At 70.2% G+C, this 17448-nt stretch carries 15 protein-coding genes, 1 tRNA gene and 1 pseudogene; 12 read left to right on the top strand and 5 right to left on the bottom strand.

The features are described 5' to 3' along the window. On the top strand, nt 1–1499 hold a 1499-nt coding region (locus ABCR83_RS30285), incomplete at its 5' end, for a 1-deoxy-D-xylulose-5-phosphate synthase N-terminal domain-containing protein (protein ID WP_462698440.1). After that, a complete protein-coding gene (locus ABCR83_RS30290; RefSeq protein ID WP_462698441.1) occupies nt 1496–2893 on the top strand; it encodes an aspartate aminotransferase family protein in 1398 nt (465 codons plus the stop codon). The genes ABCR83_RS30285 and ABCR83_RS30290, both read left to right, overlap by 4 nt. Nucleotides 2894–2945: 52 nt before the next feature. Here the strand turns inward: ABCR83_RS30290 and ABCR83_RS30295 are convergent, their stop codons facing one another. Further along, nucleotides 2946–3752, bottom strand: coding sequence for a tyrosine-protein phosphatase (locus tag ABCR83_RS30295; protein WP_462698442.1), 807 nt, complete (start codon nt 3750–3752; stop codon nt 2946–2948). 207 nt (nt 3753–3959) lie between these two features. Between ABCR83_RS30295 and ABCR83_RS30300 the strand changes: the two genes are divergently transcribed. After that, nucleotides 3960–4751, top strand: a complete 792-nt coding sequence (locus tag ABCR83_RS30300; protein ID WP_462698443.1) for an SGNH/GDSL hydrolase family protein — start codon at nt 3960–3962, stop codon at nt 4749–4751. A gap of 80 nt (nt 4752–4831) precedes the next feature. On the opposite strand, the gene ABCR83_RS30305 is transcribed toward ABCR83_RS30300, so the two are convergent. Next, on the bottom strand, nt 4832–5299 hold the full coding sequence (locus tag ABCR83_RS30305) for an ATP-binding protein (RefSeq protein ID WP_462698444.1): 468 nt from the start codon (nt 5297–5299) through the stop codon (nt 4832–4834). Nucleotides 5300–5436: 137 nt separating this feature from the next. Between ABCR83_RS30305 and ABCR83_RS30310 the strand changes: the two genes are divergently transcribed. From ABCR83_RS30310 to ABCR83_RS30335, 6 genes are all read left to right on the top strand, one after another. Beyond that, nucleotides 5437–6303, top strand: a complete 867-nt coding sequence (locus ABCR83_RS30310; RefSeq protein ID WP_462698445.1) for a helix-turn-helix domain-containing protein — start codon at nt 5437–5439, stop codon at nt 6301–6303. A 3-nt stretch (nt 6304–6306) separates the two neighbouring features. Beyond that, nucleotides 6307–6567: a DUF397 domain-containing protein gene (locus ABCR83_RS30315; RefSeq protein ID WP_462698446.1), complete on the top strand. Its 261-nt coding sequence runs from the start codon at nt 6307–6309 to the stop codon at nt 6565–6567. Between the two features lie 103 nt (nt 6568–6670). Next, nucleotides 6671–7495 (top strand): SAM-dependent methyltransferase, encoded by an 825-nt coding sequence (locus ABCR83_RS30320; protein ID WP_462698447.1) that lies wholly within the window; start codon nt 6671–6673, stop codon nt 7493–7495. A gap of 40 nt (nt 7496–7535) precedes the next feature. Then, complete coding sequence (locus ABCR83_RS30325; protein ID WP_462698448.1) at nt 7536–8357, top strand: SAM-dependent methyltransferase; 822 nt, start codon at nt 7536–7538, stop codon at nt 8355–8357. Between the two features lie 73 nt (nt 8358–8430). Beyond that, entirely contained in the window at nt 8431–9078 is a 648-nt protein-coding gene (locus ABCR83_RS30330) for an alpha-ketoglutarate-dependent dioxygenase AlkB family protein (RefSeq protein WP_462698449.1), read from the top strand. 184 nt (nt 9079–9262) lie between these two features. Next, nucleotides 9263–10435: an MBL fold metallo-hydrolase gene (locus ABCR83_RS30335; protein WP_462698450.1), complete on the top strand. Its 1173-nt coding sequence runs from the start codon at nt 9263–9265 to the stop codon at nt 10433–10435. A 40-nt stretch (nt 10436–10475) separates the two neighbouring features. On the opposite strand, the gene ABCR83_RS30340 is transcribed toward ABCR83_RS30335, so the two are convergent. Beyond that, the gene (locus ABCR83_RS30340) at nt 10476–13679 is read right to left on the bottom strand and encodes an amidohydrolase family protein (protein WP_462698451.1); all 3204 of its coding nucleotides are present in this window, start codon (nt 13677–13679) and stop codon (nt 10476–10478) included. Between the two features lie 134 nt (nt 13680–13813). Next, nucleotides 13814–14017: pseudogene (locus ABCR83_RS30345) on the bottom strand (transketolase); the annotation flags it as partial. Nucleotides 14018–14128: 111 nt separating this feature from the next. On the opposite strand from ABCR83_RS30345, the gene ABCR83_RS30350 reads away from it, so the two are divergent. Beyond that, a tRNA-Pro gene (locus tag ABCR83_RS30350) sits at nt 14129–14205 on the top strand. On the opposite strand, the gene ABCR83_RS30355 is transcribed toward ABCR83_RS30350, so the two are convergent. After that, nucleotides 14184–15644 (bottom strand): site-specific integrase, encoded by a 1461-nt coding sequence (locus ABCR83_RS30355; protein WP_462698452.1) that lies wholly within the window; start codon nt 15642–15644, stop codon nt 14184–14186. The two genes, ABCR83_RS30350 and ABCR83_RS30355, sit on opposite strands and share 22 nt — an antisense overlap. A gap of 141 nt (nt 15645–15785) precedes the next feature. Here ABCR83_RS30355 and ABCR83_RS30360 point away from each other — a divergent pair, with 141 nt between their 5' ends. Further along, nucleotides 15786–15983: a hypothetical protein gene (locus ABCR83_RS30360; protein WP_462698453.1), complete on the top strand. Its 198-nt coding sequence runs from the start codon at nt 15786–15788 to the stop codon at nt 15981–15983. 52 nt (nt 15984–16035) lie between these two features. Further along, a protein-coding gene (locus tag ABCR83_RS30365; protein ID WP_462698454.1) for an IS630 family transposase occupies nt 16036–17114 on the top strand; the annotation gives its coding sequence in 2 pieces (ribosomal slippage) (nt 16036–16537 and nt 16537–17114; 1080 coding nt in all). Nucleotides 17115–17448: the final 334 nt, after the last annotated feature.

The raw sequence follows: 17448 nt of genomic DNA on the forward strand, positions 1-17448 counted from the left end.
TCGGTGACGGCGCCCTCACCGGTGGCATGGCCTGGGAGGCGCTCAACAACATCGCCGCCGCCAAGGACCGTCAGCTGATCATCGTCGTCAATGACAATGAACGCTCCTACGCCCCCACCATCGGCGGCCTCGCCAACCACCTCGCCACGCTCCGCACCACCGACGGCTACGAACGCTTCCTCGCCCGCGGCAAGGAGGTCGTCCAGCGCATGCCGCTGGTCGGCAAGCCGCTGTATGAGTCGCTGCACGGCGCCAAGAAGGGCTTCAAGGACGCCTTCGCACCCCAGGGCATGTTCGAGGACCTGGGGCTGAAGTACCTGGGACCGATAGACGGGCATGACATCGCCGCCGTGGAGTCGGCGCTGCGCCGGGCCAAACGCTTCCACGGCCCGGTGCTCGTCCACTGCCGGACGGAGAAGGGCCGCGGCTACCGCCCCGCCCTGGAGGACGAGGCGGACCGTTTCCACACCGTCGGGGTCACCAACCCGCTGACCGGCGAGCCGCTGGCGCCCGCCACCGGGAAGTCCTGGACGTCGGTGTTCGGCGACGAGCTGGTCAGGATCGGGGCGGAGCGGCCGGATGTGGTGGCCATCACGGCGGCGATGCTGCACCCCGTGGGCCTCACCAAGTTCGCGGAGGCGTTCCCCGACCGGGTCTGGGACGTGGGGATCGCCGAGCAGCATGCGGCGACCTCGGCGGCCGGGCTGGCGACCGGCGGGCTGCACCCGGTCTTCGCGGTGTACGCCACCTTCCTCAACCGGGCCTTCGACCAGGTGCTGATGGATGTCGCCCTGCACCGGTGCGGCGTCACCTTCGTCCTCGACCGGGCCGGGGTCACCGGTACCGACGGGCCCAGCCACAACGGCATGTGGGACCTGTCGATCCTCCAGGTGGTACCCGGCCTGCGGATCGCCGCCCCGCGCGACGCCGGGCAGCTGCGGGCGCAGCTGCGCGAGGCCGTGGAGGTGACGGACGCCCCGACGGTCGTACGGTTCCCCAAGGAGAAGGTGGGCGAGGACATCCCGGCGGTCGGCCGGATCGGCGGAATGGACGTACTCGGCGAGGCCCCCGCCAAGGATGTGCTGCTGGTCGCGGTCGGCACCATGGCACCGGTGGCGCTGGCGGCCGCCGATCTGCTCGCCGCGCGCGGCACCGGCTGCACCGTCGTCGACCCGCGCTGGGTCAAGCCGGTCGACCCGGCGCTTCCCGGGCTCGCCGGGCGGCACCGGATGGTCGCAGTGGTGGAGGACAGCAGCCGTACCGGCGGCGTGGGCTGGGCCGTGGCCCAGGCGCTGCGCGATGCGGGGACCGACCTGCCGGTGGAGGCCTTCGGGATCCCCGAACAATTCCTGGCCCATGCCAAGCGCGCCGAGGTGCTGGCGGATCTGGGGCTCACCCCCGCCGAGATCGCCGGCCGGATCAGCGCGGTGCTGGCCCGTACGGAGGCCGGGGCGGCCCGGGAGAACCCCGTCGCCCGGGCCCAGAAGGAGAACGCATGACCGCTGATGGCACCGAGGGCTTCGACCTCGCCCGGCTGCTCGCCGAGCGCGGTGGCGAACGCTATGAGCTGCATGCCCGGTATCTCAATCACCAACTGCCGCGCATGCTGCACACCATCGGCTTCGACAAGGTCTATGAGCGGGCCGAAGGGGCCTACTTCTGGGACGCCGACGGGCAGGACTACCTCGATATGCTCGCGGGCTTCGGGGTGATGGGCGTCGGCCGCCACCATCCGGTCGTCCGCAAGGCCCTGCACGACGTCCTGGACGCCTCGCTCGCCGACCTCACCCGCTTCGACTGCCAGCCGCTGCCCGGCCTCCTCGCCGAGAAGCTGCTGTCGTACGCGCCGCATCTGGACCGGGTGTTCTTCGGGAACAGCGGTACCGAGGCGGTGGAGACCGCGCTGAAGTTCGCCCGGTACGCCACCGGCAGACCGCGCGTCCTGTACTGCTCGCACGCCTTCCACGGGCTGACCACCGGGTCGCTGTCGGTCAACGGCGAGGACGGCTTCCGCGATGGATTCGCCCCGCTGCTGCCGGACACGGCGATCCCGCTCGGCGATCTCGCCGCGCTGGAGCGGGAGTTGAAGCGCGGCGATGTGGCGGCCTTTGTGGTCGAGCCGATCCAGGGCAAGGGCGTCCACGAGGCGCCGCCCGGCTTCCTGCACGCGGCGCAGGAGCTGCTGCACCGGCACAAGGCGCTGCTCATCGCGGACGAGGTGCAGACCGGGGTCGGGCGCACCGGGGAGTTCTTCGCCTATCAGCACGAGGCCGGGGTCGAGCCCGATCTGGTGTGTGTGGCCAAGGCGCTGTCCGGTGGCTATGTGCCCGTCGGGGCGACCCTCGGCAAGGAGTGGATCTTCAAGAAGGTCTACTCCTCCATGGACCGGGTGCTGGTCCACTCGGCGAGCTTCGGCTCCAATGCCCAGGCCATGGCGGCGGGCCTCGCGGTGCTCTCCGTGCTGGAGGACGAGCGGGTGGTCGCCAATGCCCGGGAGACCGGCGAGCTGCTGCGGAGCAGGCTCGCGGCGCTGGTCGACAAGTACGAGCTGCTGCACGAGGTGCGCGGTCGCGGCCTGATGATCGGCATTGAGTTCGGCAAGCCCAAGTCGCTCGGCCTGCGCGGCCGGTGGACGATGCTGCAGGCGGCGCGCAAGGGGCTGTTCGCGCAGATGGTCGTGGTGCCGCTGCTGCAGCGGCACCGGATTCTCACCCAGGTCTCCGGTGACCATCTGGAGGTCATCAAGCTGATTCCACCGTTGATCATCAGGGAGCGGGAGGTCGACCGCTTTGTGGACGCCTTCACGGCCGTGATGGACGATGCGCACGGCGGGGGCTCGTTGATGTGGGACTTCGGGCGGACGCTGGTCAAACAGGCGGTGGCGAACCGCTGACCGGGTCCTTGGACTCCCCCGGCGGACACCGGGGGAGCGGGGCCGGTCCGCATCAGTCGGTGAGGAGCCGTTCCCGCAGCCGTTCACGGGCCGGCGGGGTGAGCGAGAGCCCCTCCGTGAGGTAGCGCTCGGTGGTCCCCCAGGTCTCCCCGATGGCCGTGAAGGCGGCGGCGAGATACTCGGCGCGGGCCTCGAAGAGCGGCGACAGCAGCTCCATGACCTCGGGCGAGGCCGAGCCGTCGGTGCCGTCTCCGCGCCGCACCCGGTAACGGCGGTGCGGGGCGTTGGACTCCAGGTAGTCGGCCTCGACGGCCTCGGCCGGCACCCCGAGGGCGAGCAGGGTGATCGCGATCGACAGCCCCGCCCGGTCCTTGCCGGCGGCACAGTGCAGCAGCGCGGGCACGCCGTCCTCGGCCAGGGTGTGCAGGACCCGGCTGTGCTCGGCGGTGCGGGTGGTGATCAGGATCCGGTAGGTCTCGGACATCCGGCCCGCCGCCCGGCCGCCGCCCAGCTCCATCCGCAGCTGGTCCAGGTTGCCGTCTCTGACCATGCGCCAGAACTCGCTGCCGTCGGCCGGGTCGGTCAGCGGGATGTTGATGTTCCGCACCCCGGTCAGGGCGATGTCCGGGCCCTCCAGTGCGATGTCGGCGGCGTTGCGGAAGTCGAAAATCGTGTGCAGGCCCAGCGAATTCAGGAACGTCGCGTCCTCCTCGGTCGCATGGGCGAGGTGACCGCTGCGGAACAGGGCGCCGGGCCGCACCCGCCGCCCGTCGGCGGCCGGCAGGCCGCCCAGATCGCGGAAGTTGCGCACTCCCGCCAGTTCGGGCTCGGTCGCGGGGACATGCGGCGTCTGCGTCACGGGCGCTCCTCGGGTTCGGCTGCCGACGCGGATCGTCGCAGCGGCTGAACGACCTTACGCCACCGGTTTTATGGCGCGCCGGTCCAGCGGGCACCCCTACGGGCGTATTCCGCCGCAGCCGGTCAATCCGGGGTGGGATACATCACGGCACGTCAACCCCTGGTTACGGTGGCGTAGGTCACTCCCGAGAGGGAAAAATGCGGTGGCGTGGCAGACGATTCGAAATCATTCAGCAAGAGCGCGATCGGGTCGTACGCAGCCGTCGGGGACAGCTTCACCGAGGGCGTCGGGGATCCAGGTCCCGGCGGCACCTTCACCGGCTGGGCCGACCGACTGGCCGTACTCCTGGCCGATCAGCAGGAAGAGCACACCTTCCGGTACGCCAACCTCGCCGTCCGCGGGCGGCTCCTCGACCAGATTGTCGAGGAGCAGGTTCCCCGGGCCAAGGAGCTCGGGCCGGATCTCGTCACGTTCTGCGCGGGGGGCAATGACATCCTGAGGCCGGGCAGCGACCCGGACGATGTGGCCGAGCGGTATGAAGCGGCCGTGGCCGAGCTGACCTCGTCCGTGGACACGGTGCTGGTGTGCACCGGCTTCGACACTCGCGGAGTGCCGGTGCTGCGTCATCTGCGGGGCAAGATCGCGACCTACACCGCACATGTACGGGCCATCGCCGACCGGCACGGCTGCCCGGTGCTCGACCTCTGGTCGCTGCGCTCGGTCCAGGACCGGCGGGCCTGGAGCGATGACCGGCTGCACCTCTCGGCCGACGGGCACACCCGGGTGGCGCTGCGCGCCGCCCAGGTCCTGGGGCTGGAGGTGCCGGCCGACCCGGACCAGCCATGGCCGGCCGAGGACCAGCGGACGCCCGCCGAGGTGCGCCGCGACAACATCCACTGGGCGCGCGAGCATCTGGTGCCGTGGATCGGGCGCCGACTGCGCGGGGAGTCCTCGGGCGACCACGTGGAGCCCAAGCGCCCGGACCTGCTGCCGCTGTAGTACCTCCGGGGCTCCGGCCCGCCGGACGGGCCGGAGCCCCGGCCTGTCCGTGTCCGGGGGAGGGTGCGGCGCGGCCGCGTTCAGTGGGCCAGCCGTCCGTGCACCAGGTCGGCCCAGACGACGCGGCCCCGGCCGGCGTCGTCCGGCCGGACCCCCCAGGCCTGGGAGAGCGCGCCGACCAGCAGCAGTCCGCGCCCGCTCTCCTCGTCGGCGCCGCTGCACCGGGCCCTGGGTTCCGTCGGGGTGCTCCCCTGATCCGCGACCTCTATGCGCAAGTGCGCCTCATTCACCCACAGTTGGCAGCTGACTTTTTCGCTGTCCGTATGACGCACGGCATTGGTGAAGAGTTCGGACACCACCAATTGGGCGTCATCGCACGCTGTTTCGTCTATGCCCCATTCTCGGAGTCGCGCGAGGACTCGTCTTCGTGCCTCTGCCACCGCGGTGTTGAGGGCCGGAAAGTTGAAGTAGGCGCAGGCGTCCTGCGGGCGCCCGCCGAGGCGGCCGCCGCGGCGCCCCAGTGAAGGTGCGTCTTGGGAGGGGACCACTCCGCAACTATGTGCGATGTAACTCATGTGTGGCAAGCTTCAGTCTGTAATTTACAGAACTGCTTTGGACAGCCTGTTGGCTTCACGGTCTGCATGGCACACTGCTGGCATATGACGGCGGTTGGAGGAGGTGAACAGTGGGGGATGCACGGCCGACCGGGGCTCCGACCGTGCTGCGCGTCGTACTCGGCAAGCGGCTGGCGGATCTGAGAGAGCGGGCCGGGCTCTCCTTCGAGGACGCCGGCCGGGCGCTCGATGTCACACATGCCACGGTCAGACGGATGGAGAAGGCCGAGGTCGGCCTGAAGATCCCATACGTCGAGAAGCTGTTGCGGATCTATGGCGTCGTCGACCAGACGGAGGTCGAGGGCTTCCTCGCGCTCGCCCGGGAGGCCAACCGCCCCGGCTGGTGGCACCGCTTCCGCGATGTCCTGCCCGAATGGTTCAGCGCGTTCGTCAGCCTGGAGGGCGAGGCCAACGTCATCCGCGCCTATGAACCACACTATGTCCCGGGGCTGTTGCAGACCGAGGGCTATGCGCGAGCCGTACTGCGTGCCGGGCAACCGCACGCTCCCGAGAGCGAGATCGAGCGCGCCGTCGTCGTCCGCCGACAGCGTCAGAACCTGCTGCACCGGGACAATGCGCCGCTGCTGTGGGTGGTGATGGACGAGACCGTGCTGCGCCGGCCCATCGGTGGGCCGGATGTCATGCGTGCCCAGATCGCCCATCTCATCAAGGCCAGCGACATGCCGAATGTACGGCTCCAAATCATGCCGTTCGCCAGCGGGCCGCACCCGGCGATGTACGGGCCGTTCCATATCTTCCGGTTTCCCATCGAGGAGCTTCCGGACATCGCGTACGCCGAAAACCTCATCGGCGCCTCGTACTTCGACCAGCGCGAAGATGTCTCGGCTTTTCTCGAGGCACTGGACCGGATGTGCGCGCAGGCCGCGCCGGCACACACCACCAAGGCACTCCTGGGTGGCATTCGTAAGGAGATCTGAACCATGGATCTGGAACACATATACAACGGCATGCCCGCCACCGATCTCGGTACGGAGGGCTGGCGCAAGCCGTGGAGCGGCGGCAACGGGGGAAGCTGCGTCGAGGCCATGCGGTTGATGGACGGCCGGGTGGCACTGCGCCAGAGCACCGATCCCGAAGGGCCCGCGCTGATCTACACGCGTCACGAGATGGAGACCTTCATCCGGGGGGCGAAGGCCGGCGAAGCGGACTTCCTGCTCGCGGGGTCGGGCGTGGGCGACTGACCCACCGGCCCGGGGAGCCCCCGAATCCGGTGGTACGCAAGGCACTTCAGACAGATCGCACGGCACGGCATGCGCGGCGAACAGAGGGTGAAGGGAAAACGGCGTGGGCGAGCAGGATGCGTCCGGGGGAAACCAGGGCTTTCCGGTCGAGGAGATCGACACCAGCAGGGCGCACCCTGCGCGGATGTACGACTACTACCTGGGCGGTTGGGACAACTACGAGGTCGACCGGGAGGCCGCGGAGTGCGTCATCGCCGCGACCCCCAACGCGCGTCCCTCGGCCCGCGCCAACCGTGCCTTTCTGCGGCGGGCGGTGCCGGAGGTGGTGCGCATGGGTGTCCGGCAGATCATTGACATCGGTACGGGCATTCCGACGTCGCCGAACACCCATGAGGTGGCGCGGGAGATCGACCCGGATGTCCGGGTGGTGTACGTCGACAATGACCCGATCGTGGCGACCCACGCCGGGGCGAAGCTGACCAACACGGCTGATGTCGGTTTTGTGCTGGCGGATGTGCGTGAGCCCGAGGCGATTCTGGGTCATCCGGTGGTGCGGGAGCTGATCGATTTCGGTGAGCCGGTGGGGCTGCTGATGGTGGCCGTACTGCACTTCATCAAGGACGAAGAGGATCCGGTCGGCATCCTCACCACCTTGAACGAGGCGCTGCCCAAGGGAAGTTGCCTGGTGCTCTCGCATGTCACCGGCGATTTTGACGGCTTTATCTACAACAGCGTCCTCGACATCTACAAGACGGCGACCGCCGCTTTGACGCCTCGCACCTACGAGGGGATCATGCCCTTCTTCGACGGCTACGAGCTGCTGGATCCCGGCCTGGTGCAGGCGCCACTGTGGCGGCCGGACGGCGAACCGCCGACCGCCGAGGACCTGGCCGGGGTCGCGATGTACGCCGGTGTGGGCATCAAGTAGCCCGGCACACCGAATTCCGGCATACCGAAGGGGAGATGGCGTGAGCGGGCAGGACCGGGGCGACCGGGGCTTTCCGGTCGAGGAGATCGACACCAGCAGGGCGCATCCCGCGCGGATGTACGACTACTTCCTGGGTGGTTGGGACAATTACGAGGTCGACCGGGAGGCGGCCGAGCAGCTGATACGGCTCATACCCGGCACCCGCGTCAGTGCCCGCGCCAATCGTGCCTTTCTGCGGCGGGCGGTGCGGGAGGTGGTGCGCAGGGGTGTCCGGCAGATCATTGACATCGGTACGGGCATTCCGACGTCGCCGAACACCCATGAGGTGGCGCGGGAGATCGACCCGGATGTCCGGGTGGTGTACGTCGACAATGACCCGATCGTGGCGACCCACGCCGGGGCGAAGCTGACCAACACGGCTGATGTCGGTTTTGTGCTGGCGGATGTGCGTGAGCCCGAGGCGATTCTGGGTCATCCGGTGGTGCGGGAGCTGATCGATTTCGGCGAGCCGGTGGCGCTGCTGCTGGTCGCGGTGCTGCATTTCATCAGCGACGAAGAGGACCCCGCGGCCCTCATCACCCGGCTGAACGAGGCGCTTCCCAGGGGTAGTTGCCTGGTCATCACCCATGGGGCCAGCGATGTGTACCAGGACGCGGGCAAGGCCGCCGAGGTGTACAAGAACACCTCCTCCTCGCTGACCCTGCGCAGCCGCGACGAAGTCGCGGCCCTCTTCAGGGGGTTCGAGCTGCTGGACCCCGGAGTGGTGTCCATGCCGTCCTGGCGGCCGGACGGCGAGCCACCGGCCGCCGGGGAAGCGGCTCCGGTCGGGGGCTATGGCGGAGTCGGCGTCAAGAAGACCTAGGACCGTGTCGGCCGGGGTTTGCCCGTCAAGGAGCGGCGTCCGGGTCGTGTGGGGCGGGTGCGAACATGGAGAGATGGACGGCGCACTGTTTCCGCGGGGCAGCATCGAGGTCGCCCCCGGCGCTGTGCATGTCCCGGACTGGCTCGGTCCCGATGCCCAGCGCGAACTGCTGGCGGCGTGCCGGGAGTGGGCCCGGCCGCCGGCCGGGCTGCGGACGGTGCGGATGCCGGGCGGCGGCGAGATGTCGGTCCGGACGGTGTGCCTGGGGTGGCACTGGTACCCGTACGGCTATGCCCGCACCGTCGTCGACGGCGACGGCGTGCCGGTCAAGCCCTTCCCGGCGTGGCTGGACGGGCTGGCCCGGGAAGGAGTGGCGCGGGCCTACGGCGCGGCGGCGGGGCCCGAGGCCTATGACATCGGGCTGGTGAACTTCTATGACTCGCACGCCAGGATGGGCATGCACCGGGACGGCGACGAGCGGTCCACCGCGCCCGTTGTCTCGCTCAGCCTCGGCGACTCCGGTGTCTTCCGCTTCGGCAACCCCGAGAGCCGGAATCGCCCCTGGGCCGATGTCGAGCTGCGCAGTGGCGATCTCTTCGTCTTCGGCGGCCCGTCCCGCCTCGCCTACCACGGGGTCCCCCGCACCCTTCCGGGCACCTCGCCCGCGGGACTGGGGCTCACCGGCCGCCTCAATGTCACGCTGCGGGTGAGCGGGCTGTGAGCGGGGCCTCGGCCGGGCCCGAAAATCGGATGCGCCATCGACCCCGGAACCGGCACAGTGGGTCACCGTCGGCCGTATGGCCCGACCGTCCGGGCCGCTACGGGGGTGGGCCCGGGCGGCCGGGCCCCGGCCCTGCGGACACCGGGCGGATAATGAGGTGACCTGACCCCCTCATGGAGGCGCCGTGACCGGCTTTCGTTCCCCCCGCTCACCGCTTGACGCCCTGCGCCCGGCCGCGTTCGGGGCGGACCCGTCGGGGGAGCGCATGGCCCGCATCAGGCGGTCGCCGAACTTCGCGAACGGGGTGTTCGTCAACCCCGTGGCGGCCTCCCGGACGCCCTCCGGCTCGATGCTGAAGTTCCTGCCCACCTACTTCCGCAAGGAGGAGCGCGCCCGCCGGGCTCCCGCCCATCCCATCCCGGTGCATCCGACGACCGTGGCCGACCTGGCGGCCCCCGCCGCCTCCGGGCTGCGGCTGACCTGGATGGGGCACTCCAGCGTGCTGGCCGAGATCGACGGGCACCGGGTGCTCTTCGACCCGGTGTGGTCCGAGCGCTGCTCGCCCTTCGCGCTCGCGGGTCCGCGGCGGCTGCACCCGGTGCCCGTACCGCTGGCCGAGACCGGGCGGCTGGACGCCGTGGTCATCTCCCACGATCACTACGACCACCTGGACATGCCGACCGTCCGGGCCCTGGCCCGTACCGGCACGGCCTTTGTCGTCCCCCTGGGCGTCGGTGCGCACCTGGAGCACTGGAAGGTGCCCGCCGGGCTGATCACCGAGCTGGACTGGCACGAGTCGACCGAGATCGGGGGCCTTACCCTCACCGCCACTCCCGCCCGCCACTTCTGCGGCAGGGCGCTGCGCAACACACAGCACACGCTGTGGGCCTCCTGGGTGATCGCGGGGCCGGAGCACCGGATCTTCCACAGCGGTGACACCGGGTACTTCCCCGGCTTCCGGGAGATCGGCGAACGATACGGGCCCTTCGACGCCACAATGGTGCAGATAGGGGCGTATTCAGACTTCTGGCCAGATATCCATATGACCCCGGAGGAGGGGATGCAGGCGCATCTCGATCTCCAGGGCGGCGATGCGGGACACGGGATCATGCTGCCGATCCACTGGGGGACGTTCAACCTCGCCCCGCACCCCTGGGCGGAACCGGCGGAGCGGACGGTGGAAGCCGCCCGGCGCATGGGTGCGCAATGCACCGTCCCGCGCCCCGGCCGGCCCTTCGAGCCGGCCGATGGGCTCGCACCCGATCCATGGTGGCGGAAGGCCGCGGCCCCGGAGCGGGCGGCGGGGCGGGTGTCCGTCCCGCGGAGCGGGCCGGAGGCCGTGCTGCAGGCCCGGTGAGTCGTGCAGCGGGGCCGGGACACGGCTCGCCGGACGCCCGTCAGTGCATGTCGCAACACGAATCGCGGCGCAACTGCCGCCCCACGTCCAGCCAGTCGCCCTGGACGAGCCGGCCGCGCGCCGCGGAATCGTATGCCTCGACCAACTCCCGCTGGGCGAAGGGCACTCCACCCCGCAGCACCGACTCCGTCCGGACCAGGGTGTCGAAGTCGGTGAACGGATCACCGTCGACCACGGTCGCATCGGCCAGCTTGCCCATCTCCAGCGTGCCCAGATCCCGCTCCGCACCGAACACCCGGGCCGGCACCAGGGTCGCGGTGCGCAGCGCCTGGGCCGCCGACAGACCGTAGCGGTGCAGGGCGCGCAGCCCCAGGTGCAGGGACAGGCCGACCGGGACCAGGGGGGCGTCCGTGCCGAGCGCGACCAGTCCACCGTCGGAGAGGATCCGCCGGTAGACGTCGATCTCGGTTTCCAGCGTGGCCAGTTGGTCGGCGGTGGGCGCCGTGTCCGCGGTCTTGCGGACGAGCTCCGTGTCCCAGGGCGGCATCAGCCGGGTGACCCGGGGATCGTCCGCCAGTGCCGGGTCGGCGCCCACCAGCGGCACCGAGGTGAAGATGGTGGCGATCATCCGGAAGTCCGTGCCGGTGTAGATCTCCGTCACATCCTGGAAGGCATGCCCGGCGGCGCTGGTCGCATGCCCGAACTCCAGCCGCTGGGTGGCCTGTAGATGGGTCGTCAGATCCTGGCCGAGCTGAACACCGGGAGAGCACAGATGGCTGCCGGTGCGCACGCCGAGCCGCTCGTGTGCGAACCGGGCCGCCTCCGCCATCAGCCAACCGGGCGCGCGCACATAGGTCTTGACGAAGTCCCAGTCCAGCGCGGCGGCCCGGGACAGCGAGCGGTGCAGCCCCTCGCGGGTGCGGTGCGCCCGGCCCATGCTGTAGGCGACGCGGGCACCGTCCAACAGTTCGCCGCAGGTCAGCAGCCGGGGCCCGGCCAGCGCCCCGGCCGCCACCGCCTCGCGGATGCGGGCCTGTTCATAGGCGGCGCCGCCCAGCGACACGGCCGTGGTGATGCCATAGGCGAGCTGCAGGGCGGTCTGCCGTCCGCCGTAGGTGATCTGCCAGGGGTGGGTGTGGGCATCCCAGAGCCCCGGGATCACCGTCCGCCGGGAGGCGTCGATGGTGCGCAGGGAGGCGCGCCGCGCGCGGTGCGGCTCGATGGCGGAGATCCGTCCGTCGTGCACCACGAGGTCGACGTCCTCGCGCACCGCACTGCCGGTGCCGTCCCAGAACCGCCCGGCGTGCACCACGGTGTCGGCGGGTGCCGGGCGGCGGTAGTCGAGGGCGACCGGGACCGTACGGACGGTGCCGTCGGAGATCTTCAGCAGCCGCAGCCGCCCGGCCGACAGATAGAGGATCCGGTCCGAATCGCCGGCCCAGGAGGGGTGGTCGGCCGCCTCGTCGGTCAGCCGGCGGGGTGCGCCGTCGGGCGTGCCGTCGGGGCGTACGGGCAGCAGCCACAGCGCGGACTCGGTGATCAACGCCATGGAGCGGCCGTCGGGGGACCACACCGGACCGGAGTCATAGCGGTCGGAGATCGACGCGTGCGGGGCGATGGCATGCAGCCGGGAGGCGCCGTCGGTGGTGTCCACGACCCGGATCAGGTTGTAGCCCTCACGGAACCGCTGGTTGAGGCGGTTGCGGTCGCAATAGGCGATATACCGCCCGTCGGGGGACCAGCTGGGTCTGCCCGGCTGTCCGCCGGCGCCCATCGGGGTCGTCAGAACGCGCTCGGTACGGGCGGAGAGGTCGCGGAGAATGAGCTTCCCGCTCATGTCGAGGCAGGCCAGCCGACGGCCGTCGGGGGAGAGCGCCGGACTCACCCGGCCGCCGTCGGCCAGCACGGTCTCCTTGCCGGAGGCGAGCTCGCGACGGCGCACGGCGAGCAGCCCATCGCGGTCGTCGGCCCAGATCAGCGCCTTGCCATCGGATGTCCAGGACGGGCCGAGCAGATAGCGCGTGGGCTGTGCCCGAACCACCTGACGCGGTGTCCGGCCGCCCGGAACGTCCGTGATCCAGAGGGAGTTGAGGGCCGCGAACGCCACCTGCCGGGCGTCCGGCGACAGCGCGGGCAGATGCACCGAGCGCACCTTGCGCACCCCGCCGCCGGCGAAGTCGTACTGCTTGACGCGGTAGCGAGGACGGTCGACCGGCAGCTCGGCGGTGAAGGGGACGGTGGCGGTGACCGTCGGCCGGGAGGCGTCCGGCCGGACGATCCGGAACTGGCCGCCGACCGTCAGCAGCAGCTCATCGTGAGACACCCAGCGCGGAGGAACCGGCTCCACATCCCCCTCGACCGGGATCGCGGCCCCGTCGACCACCAGGGTGCAGGAGGCGGTGGGCGCCGCCGTGGTCCGTAGATGGGCCAGCCGTCCGGTGGCCGAGACGGCGGGTGTCATGACGGCCGCCGCGGTGGTCTCGGTGTGCTCCGTACACACCGGTCCGCGCCCGTCGGACGGCACGGAGGCCACCGTGCGGGCCACCAGCACGCCGCCCGCGACCCGGGCCCGGACGAACACCAGCCGCCTGCCGTCCGGCGACCAGGCCGGGTCGAAGTCCTCCCAGGCGCCGTCCTGCCCGGGGCCCTGCTGACCGGACAGCCCGGTGACCCGGGTGAGCGCGCCCGTACGGACGTCCACCACCCACACCCGGTACGGGCTGCCGGTGACCGGATCGCCGCCCCGCTCGGAGGCGAAGGCGATCCGGGTCCCGTCCGGCGACCAGGACGGCCCCCGGTCGTCCCAGGGGCCGTTGGTCAGCTGCCGCAGCCCCGAGCCGTCCGGGCGCAGCGTCCAGATGTGGAAGCCGCCGCCCCGGTAGGCGCAGACGGCGAGCTGCCTGCCGTCGGGGGAGTGCACGGGACGGTTGGGCTCCAGGTCGGCAGGGGTGATCGGGACGGCCTTGCCGCCCTTGCGGGGGATCGACCACAGGACGTTCTGCACCTCGGCGATCAGGTGGTCGCCGATCGGGGAGAGGCTCGCGGCGCCGTTGGTGGCACCGGTGAAGGACAGGACGGACGGACCCGGGGAGCCGGATGCTGTCCCGGCAGCCGCCGCCTGCGCCGGGAGCCCGCCCGCCACCCCCGCGACGGCGGCGGTACCGGCGGTCGCCTGCAGAAAGCCGCGCCGGGAAAGGCGGGAGCGGGGAGCGCGATGGGTGCCGGTGAGATCGGTGCCGTCCAACTGTCCTCCTGCAGTGCGGGGGTTGCACGGGGCGCTTGTTCAACATCGAAGAGGCTTGATGGTTGCACGTCGAACGGGTCCGGGGTCAACACCGCATGCGGCCGCCCCGGGCGCGGCGCGGCGAACGCCTGGCCGGCGTTGCCCACCAGCACCCATACGCGTGGCTCGGGCGGCCCCTGGGCACACAGCCCGGGCGCCGTGCCCACCGTCGGCGGCAGCCCGTGCCCGAGCGAACCACTGCCGGTCTCGGCCCCCGGCACCAGCACCCGGTCAGGGGCGGTGCCCCGAGAGTCATACGAGCCGCAGCCGCTCAGCCAGGCCGCGGGGAAGAAGCCCCTGCCTCCAGCAAGATCCACTCCGCGCTGAAACCGGGGCGCCACCACTCTGCGGGGTGCGGTATTGTTCTTTTGCGCGGTCGGCGAGGGCAGCAGCCCGGGCCGGGCAAGCACCGGGACGTGGCGCAGTTTGGTAGCGCACTTGACTGGGGGTCAAGGGGTCGTGGGTTCAAATCCCGCCGTCCCGACCAGCGATTTTCGCAGGTCGGAGGCCGTTTCCTCGTGGTGAGGGAGCGGCCTTTCTGACGTTTCGTCGGCTTGTGGTCGCAGTGTGGTCGCACATGCTCACTGCGACCAGGGTTGTTCGGCGGTAATTCCTTGTGCTGATGGGCTGCCTGATGGCGGTCATCTGGTTGTGCAGCTGCGGGATGTGGTCGCAATGCGGTCGCGCGCCCGGGGCGGGGCGCGGGGGAGTGGGCGGCCGGTCGGCCTGAGTGAGGGCTTGATCGATGACGTCAACGGCTTCGCGGGCGGCTTGAGCGGTTAGGTGACTGTAGACATTCGCGGTCGTGGAGAGCGTCGAGTGCCGCAGAGTCTTCGACACCACGGTGAGCGGAACGCCGGCGTTGATCGAGATCGTGGCCGACAGGTGCCGGAGATCATGGATCGTTGTACGGGAGACGCCCGCTTTCCGGCAGAGCAGGTGGAACCGGTTGAGGACGTACTCCGGGTGGAGCGGTCGGCCGTCGGGCCTGTGGAACACGAAATCGCCTTCGAGCCCTGCCATCGTTGACGGGTGTCTGTCCGGGGCGCGGTGGTGGAGGGCGGTGGCGACGCGGCCGGAGACGGCGACCCAGTTCCTGCTGCTCCTGGTCTTGGGCGTGGTGATCACGAGGCGGTTGTTGTCGATCGCGGAGAGCGTCGCGTGTATGTAGAGGACGTGCTTGTCGAGACGGACGTCGCCCCAGCGCAGGGCGAGCGCTTCGCCCTTGCGGATGCCGGTGCCGATGAGGACCTCGACAAGATCGGCCATGAGTGGATCGGCCGTGTGGCAGTACCGCAGGAAGGCGACAGCCTCGTCGACGGTCCAGATGTGACGTTCGGCGGCTGCCAGCCGGGGGATGATCGTGGGCCGTGCGGGGTTGTGGTCGAGCCGGTGGTGCCGGACTGCCTCGCCGAGCGCACTCGACAAGGTGGCGAGGATCCGGTGAACGGTGACCGCACCCCGCCCGTGGGAGAGCTGCGCTCTGACGAAAGTCGCGATGTGTCCGTAGCCGAGATCGTCGAGCTTGATCTTCCCGAGCGCGGGGACGAGGTCGTTCTCGATGTAGGCGCGGTAGCGGACGGTGGTCGTCGGCTTCAAGGCCATGGCCTTGGCCTGGAGCCAGGCGGTCAGGTAGTCGGCGACCGTTTGGTTCGGATCGGCGAGGAGACCCGCGCCAGCGGTGTCGATCAGGCGCCGCAGGGACTGTGCCGCGGTGTCCCGGTCGGGGAAGCCGCCACGACGGACGGTGTGACGCCCCGGAGTGCACTGAGGGATATCGACGGCGAACGTCCACGTGCCGTGATCAGGATCGGCGAGGAGGCGTGGACAGCGTGATCCGAGCTGCTTGTGTAGCTGATCCCGGCAGCTGCAGCGCCGGTAGACGCGCCCCCGAGAAACGGCGGAGCGCATGATGATCGCTTCCAAAGGTTGCGCATTGAACTGCTAGTCCCAGTGTCGACCTGGGGGCGGCGGTTCGTGCGACCACAGGCGACCACAGCAGCGTCCGTGTCGTGCCTGACCTGCGGGTATCCCTTGGCGGGGCGACAGGTGCGGCGGCAGGGATTCGTGTTCGAGTCCCATCCCGGAATCTTCCAGGCAGAGCGGGGCACGAGCCGCTTCATCGCCAGCGGCGTCATCGAAGACGCAGCCTGCCACCTCACCGACAGACTCGACATTACCGGCAGCAGATGGAGCGTCCCGGGCGCCGAGGCCCTCCTCATCCTCCGCGCCGTCATCAATACTGACTTCGGCTCGTCAGGGTGATCTTTCGTGAAGCCGCTGATGTGGCTGGGGTGTTGGTTGTATTCCGTGGTGTGTGAGGTATGCGGATGGGGGCGGGCTGACCGCTGCTGGGCGTCAGCGCCGCGAGGCGGTACGGACACAGGCGGCTGAGTTGTTCGAGCAGGAGATCAAACCTCCTGAGGTCGCACGGCGCCTGCGGGTGAGCCGGAAATCGGCCTACCAGTGGCACCAGCTGTGGCGGGACGGCGGGTCCGGGGCTCTGGTGTCCCGTGGCCCGAGCGGGTCACAGTGCCGTCTGTCGCCGCGCTGCCTGGCGAAACTCGCCGCCTACCTCGAGCAGGGTCCGGCCGCGCATGGCTGGGTGGAGGACCAGGTGTGGACCGCGGCGAGGGTGGCCACGCTGATCGGCAGGAAGTTCCACGTCTCCTACAGTGTCTCGGGCGCCACGCGGCTGATGCGCCGGCTCGGCTTCTCCCCGCAGGTGCCCGCCCGGCGTGTGGCTGAACGTGACGAGCAGGCCGTTGTCGTGTGGAAGGAGGCGACCTGGGCGGAGGTAAAAGAACCCGGGCGGCCTGCGGGGGCTACCTCTGCTTCGAGGACGAGGCAGGCTTCACCCGCCGTCCGCCCCAAGGACGCACCTGGGGCCGGCGCGGGGTCACGCCGGTCGTGACGGTGAGCGGGCGGCGCTCAGGACGGCTGTCGGTCGCCGGGCTGATCGCCATGCGGCCCGGCTCGCGCACCCGGCTGTGCCACCGGCTGATCTCCCACCCGGCAGGCAAGGGCAAGCGCCGCAGCATGGGCGAACGCGACTTCATCGCACTGATCGACGGCGCCCACCAGCTCGTCAAAGCACCGATCGTCCTGGTGTGGGACCGGCTCAACACCCACGTCTCCCACGCCATGCGTGAGCTGATCGACCAGCGCGAGTGGCTGACGGTGTTCCTGCTGCCCGCCTACTCACCCGACCTCAACCCGGTGGAGTGGGTGTGGGCGCACGTCAAACGCAGCCTGGCCAACCTCGCCGTCATGGCCCTCGACCGCTTGGAGGCACTCGTTCGCAACCGTCTCAAACGCCTTCAGTACCGGCCCGAGGTCCTCGACGGCTTCATCGCCGGAACCGGCCTGGCCCTCGACATCCCGACGTCACCTTGATGAGCCGAAGTCAGTAACGACGACTTCCCGGCGTACTGGAACTTCCACGTCCAGGCCGAACACCGACGCCTCCATCCCGCCGCCGACCAGGCCAACTACAAACTCACCGCCTGAACAACGACCTCACCGGAGAAGAGCCGCACCCCAAGGGAATTGGCGAAGCGGGGTCACTGACTCAGCCGCCGTTCGTCCCGTGAAGACTCTGGCGCACCCCTGGCCAACTGCCGTGCTCCTTTGTTAGGTTGCGCCGGAACCGACCTTTGGCCACTCCCCCCTTCGGGCCGTAGCGGTCATCTCTCTGATCCGCTTACACCGTTTGGGAGAGTCATGCGCA

It is taken from the genome of Streptomyces xingningensis (genome assembly GCF_054957865.1).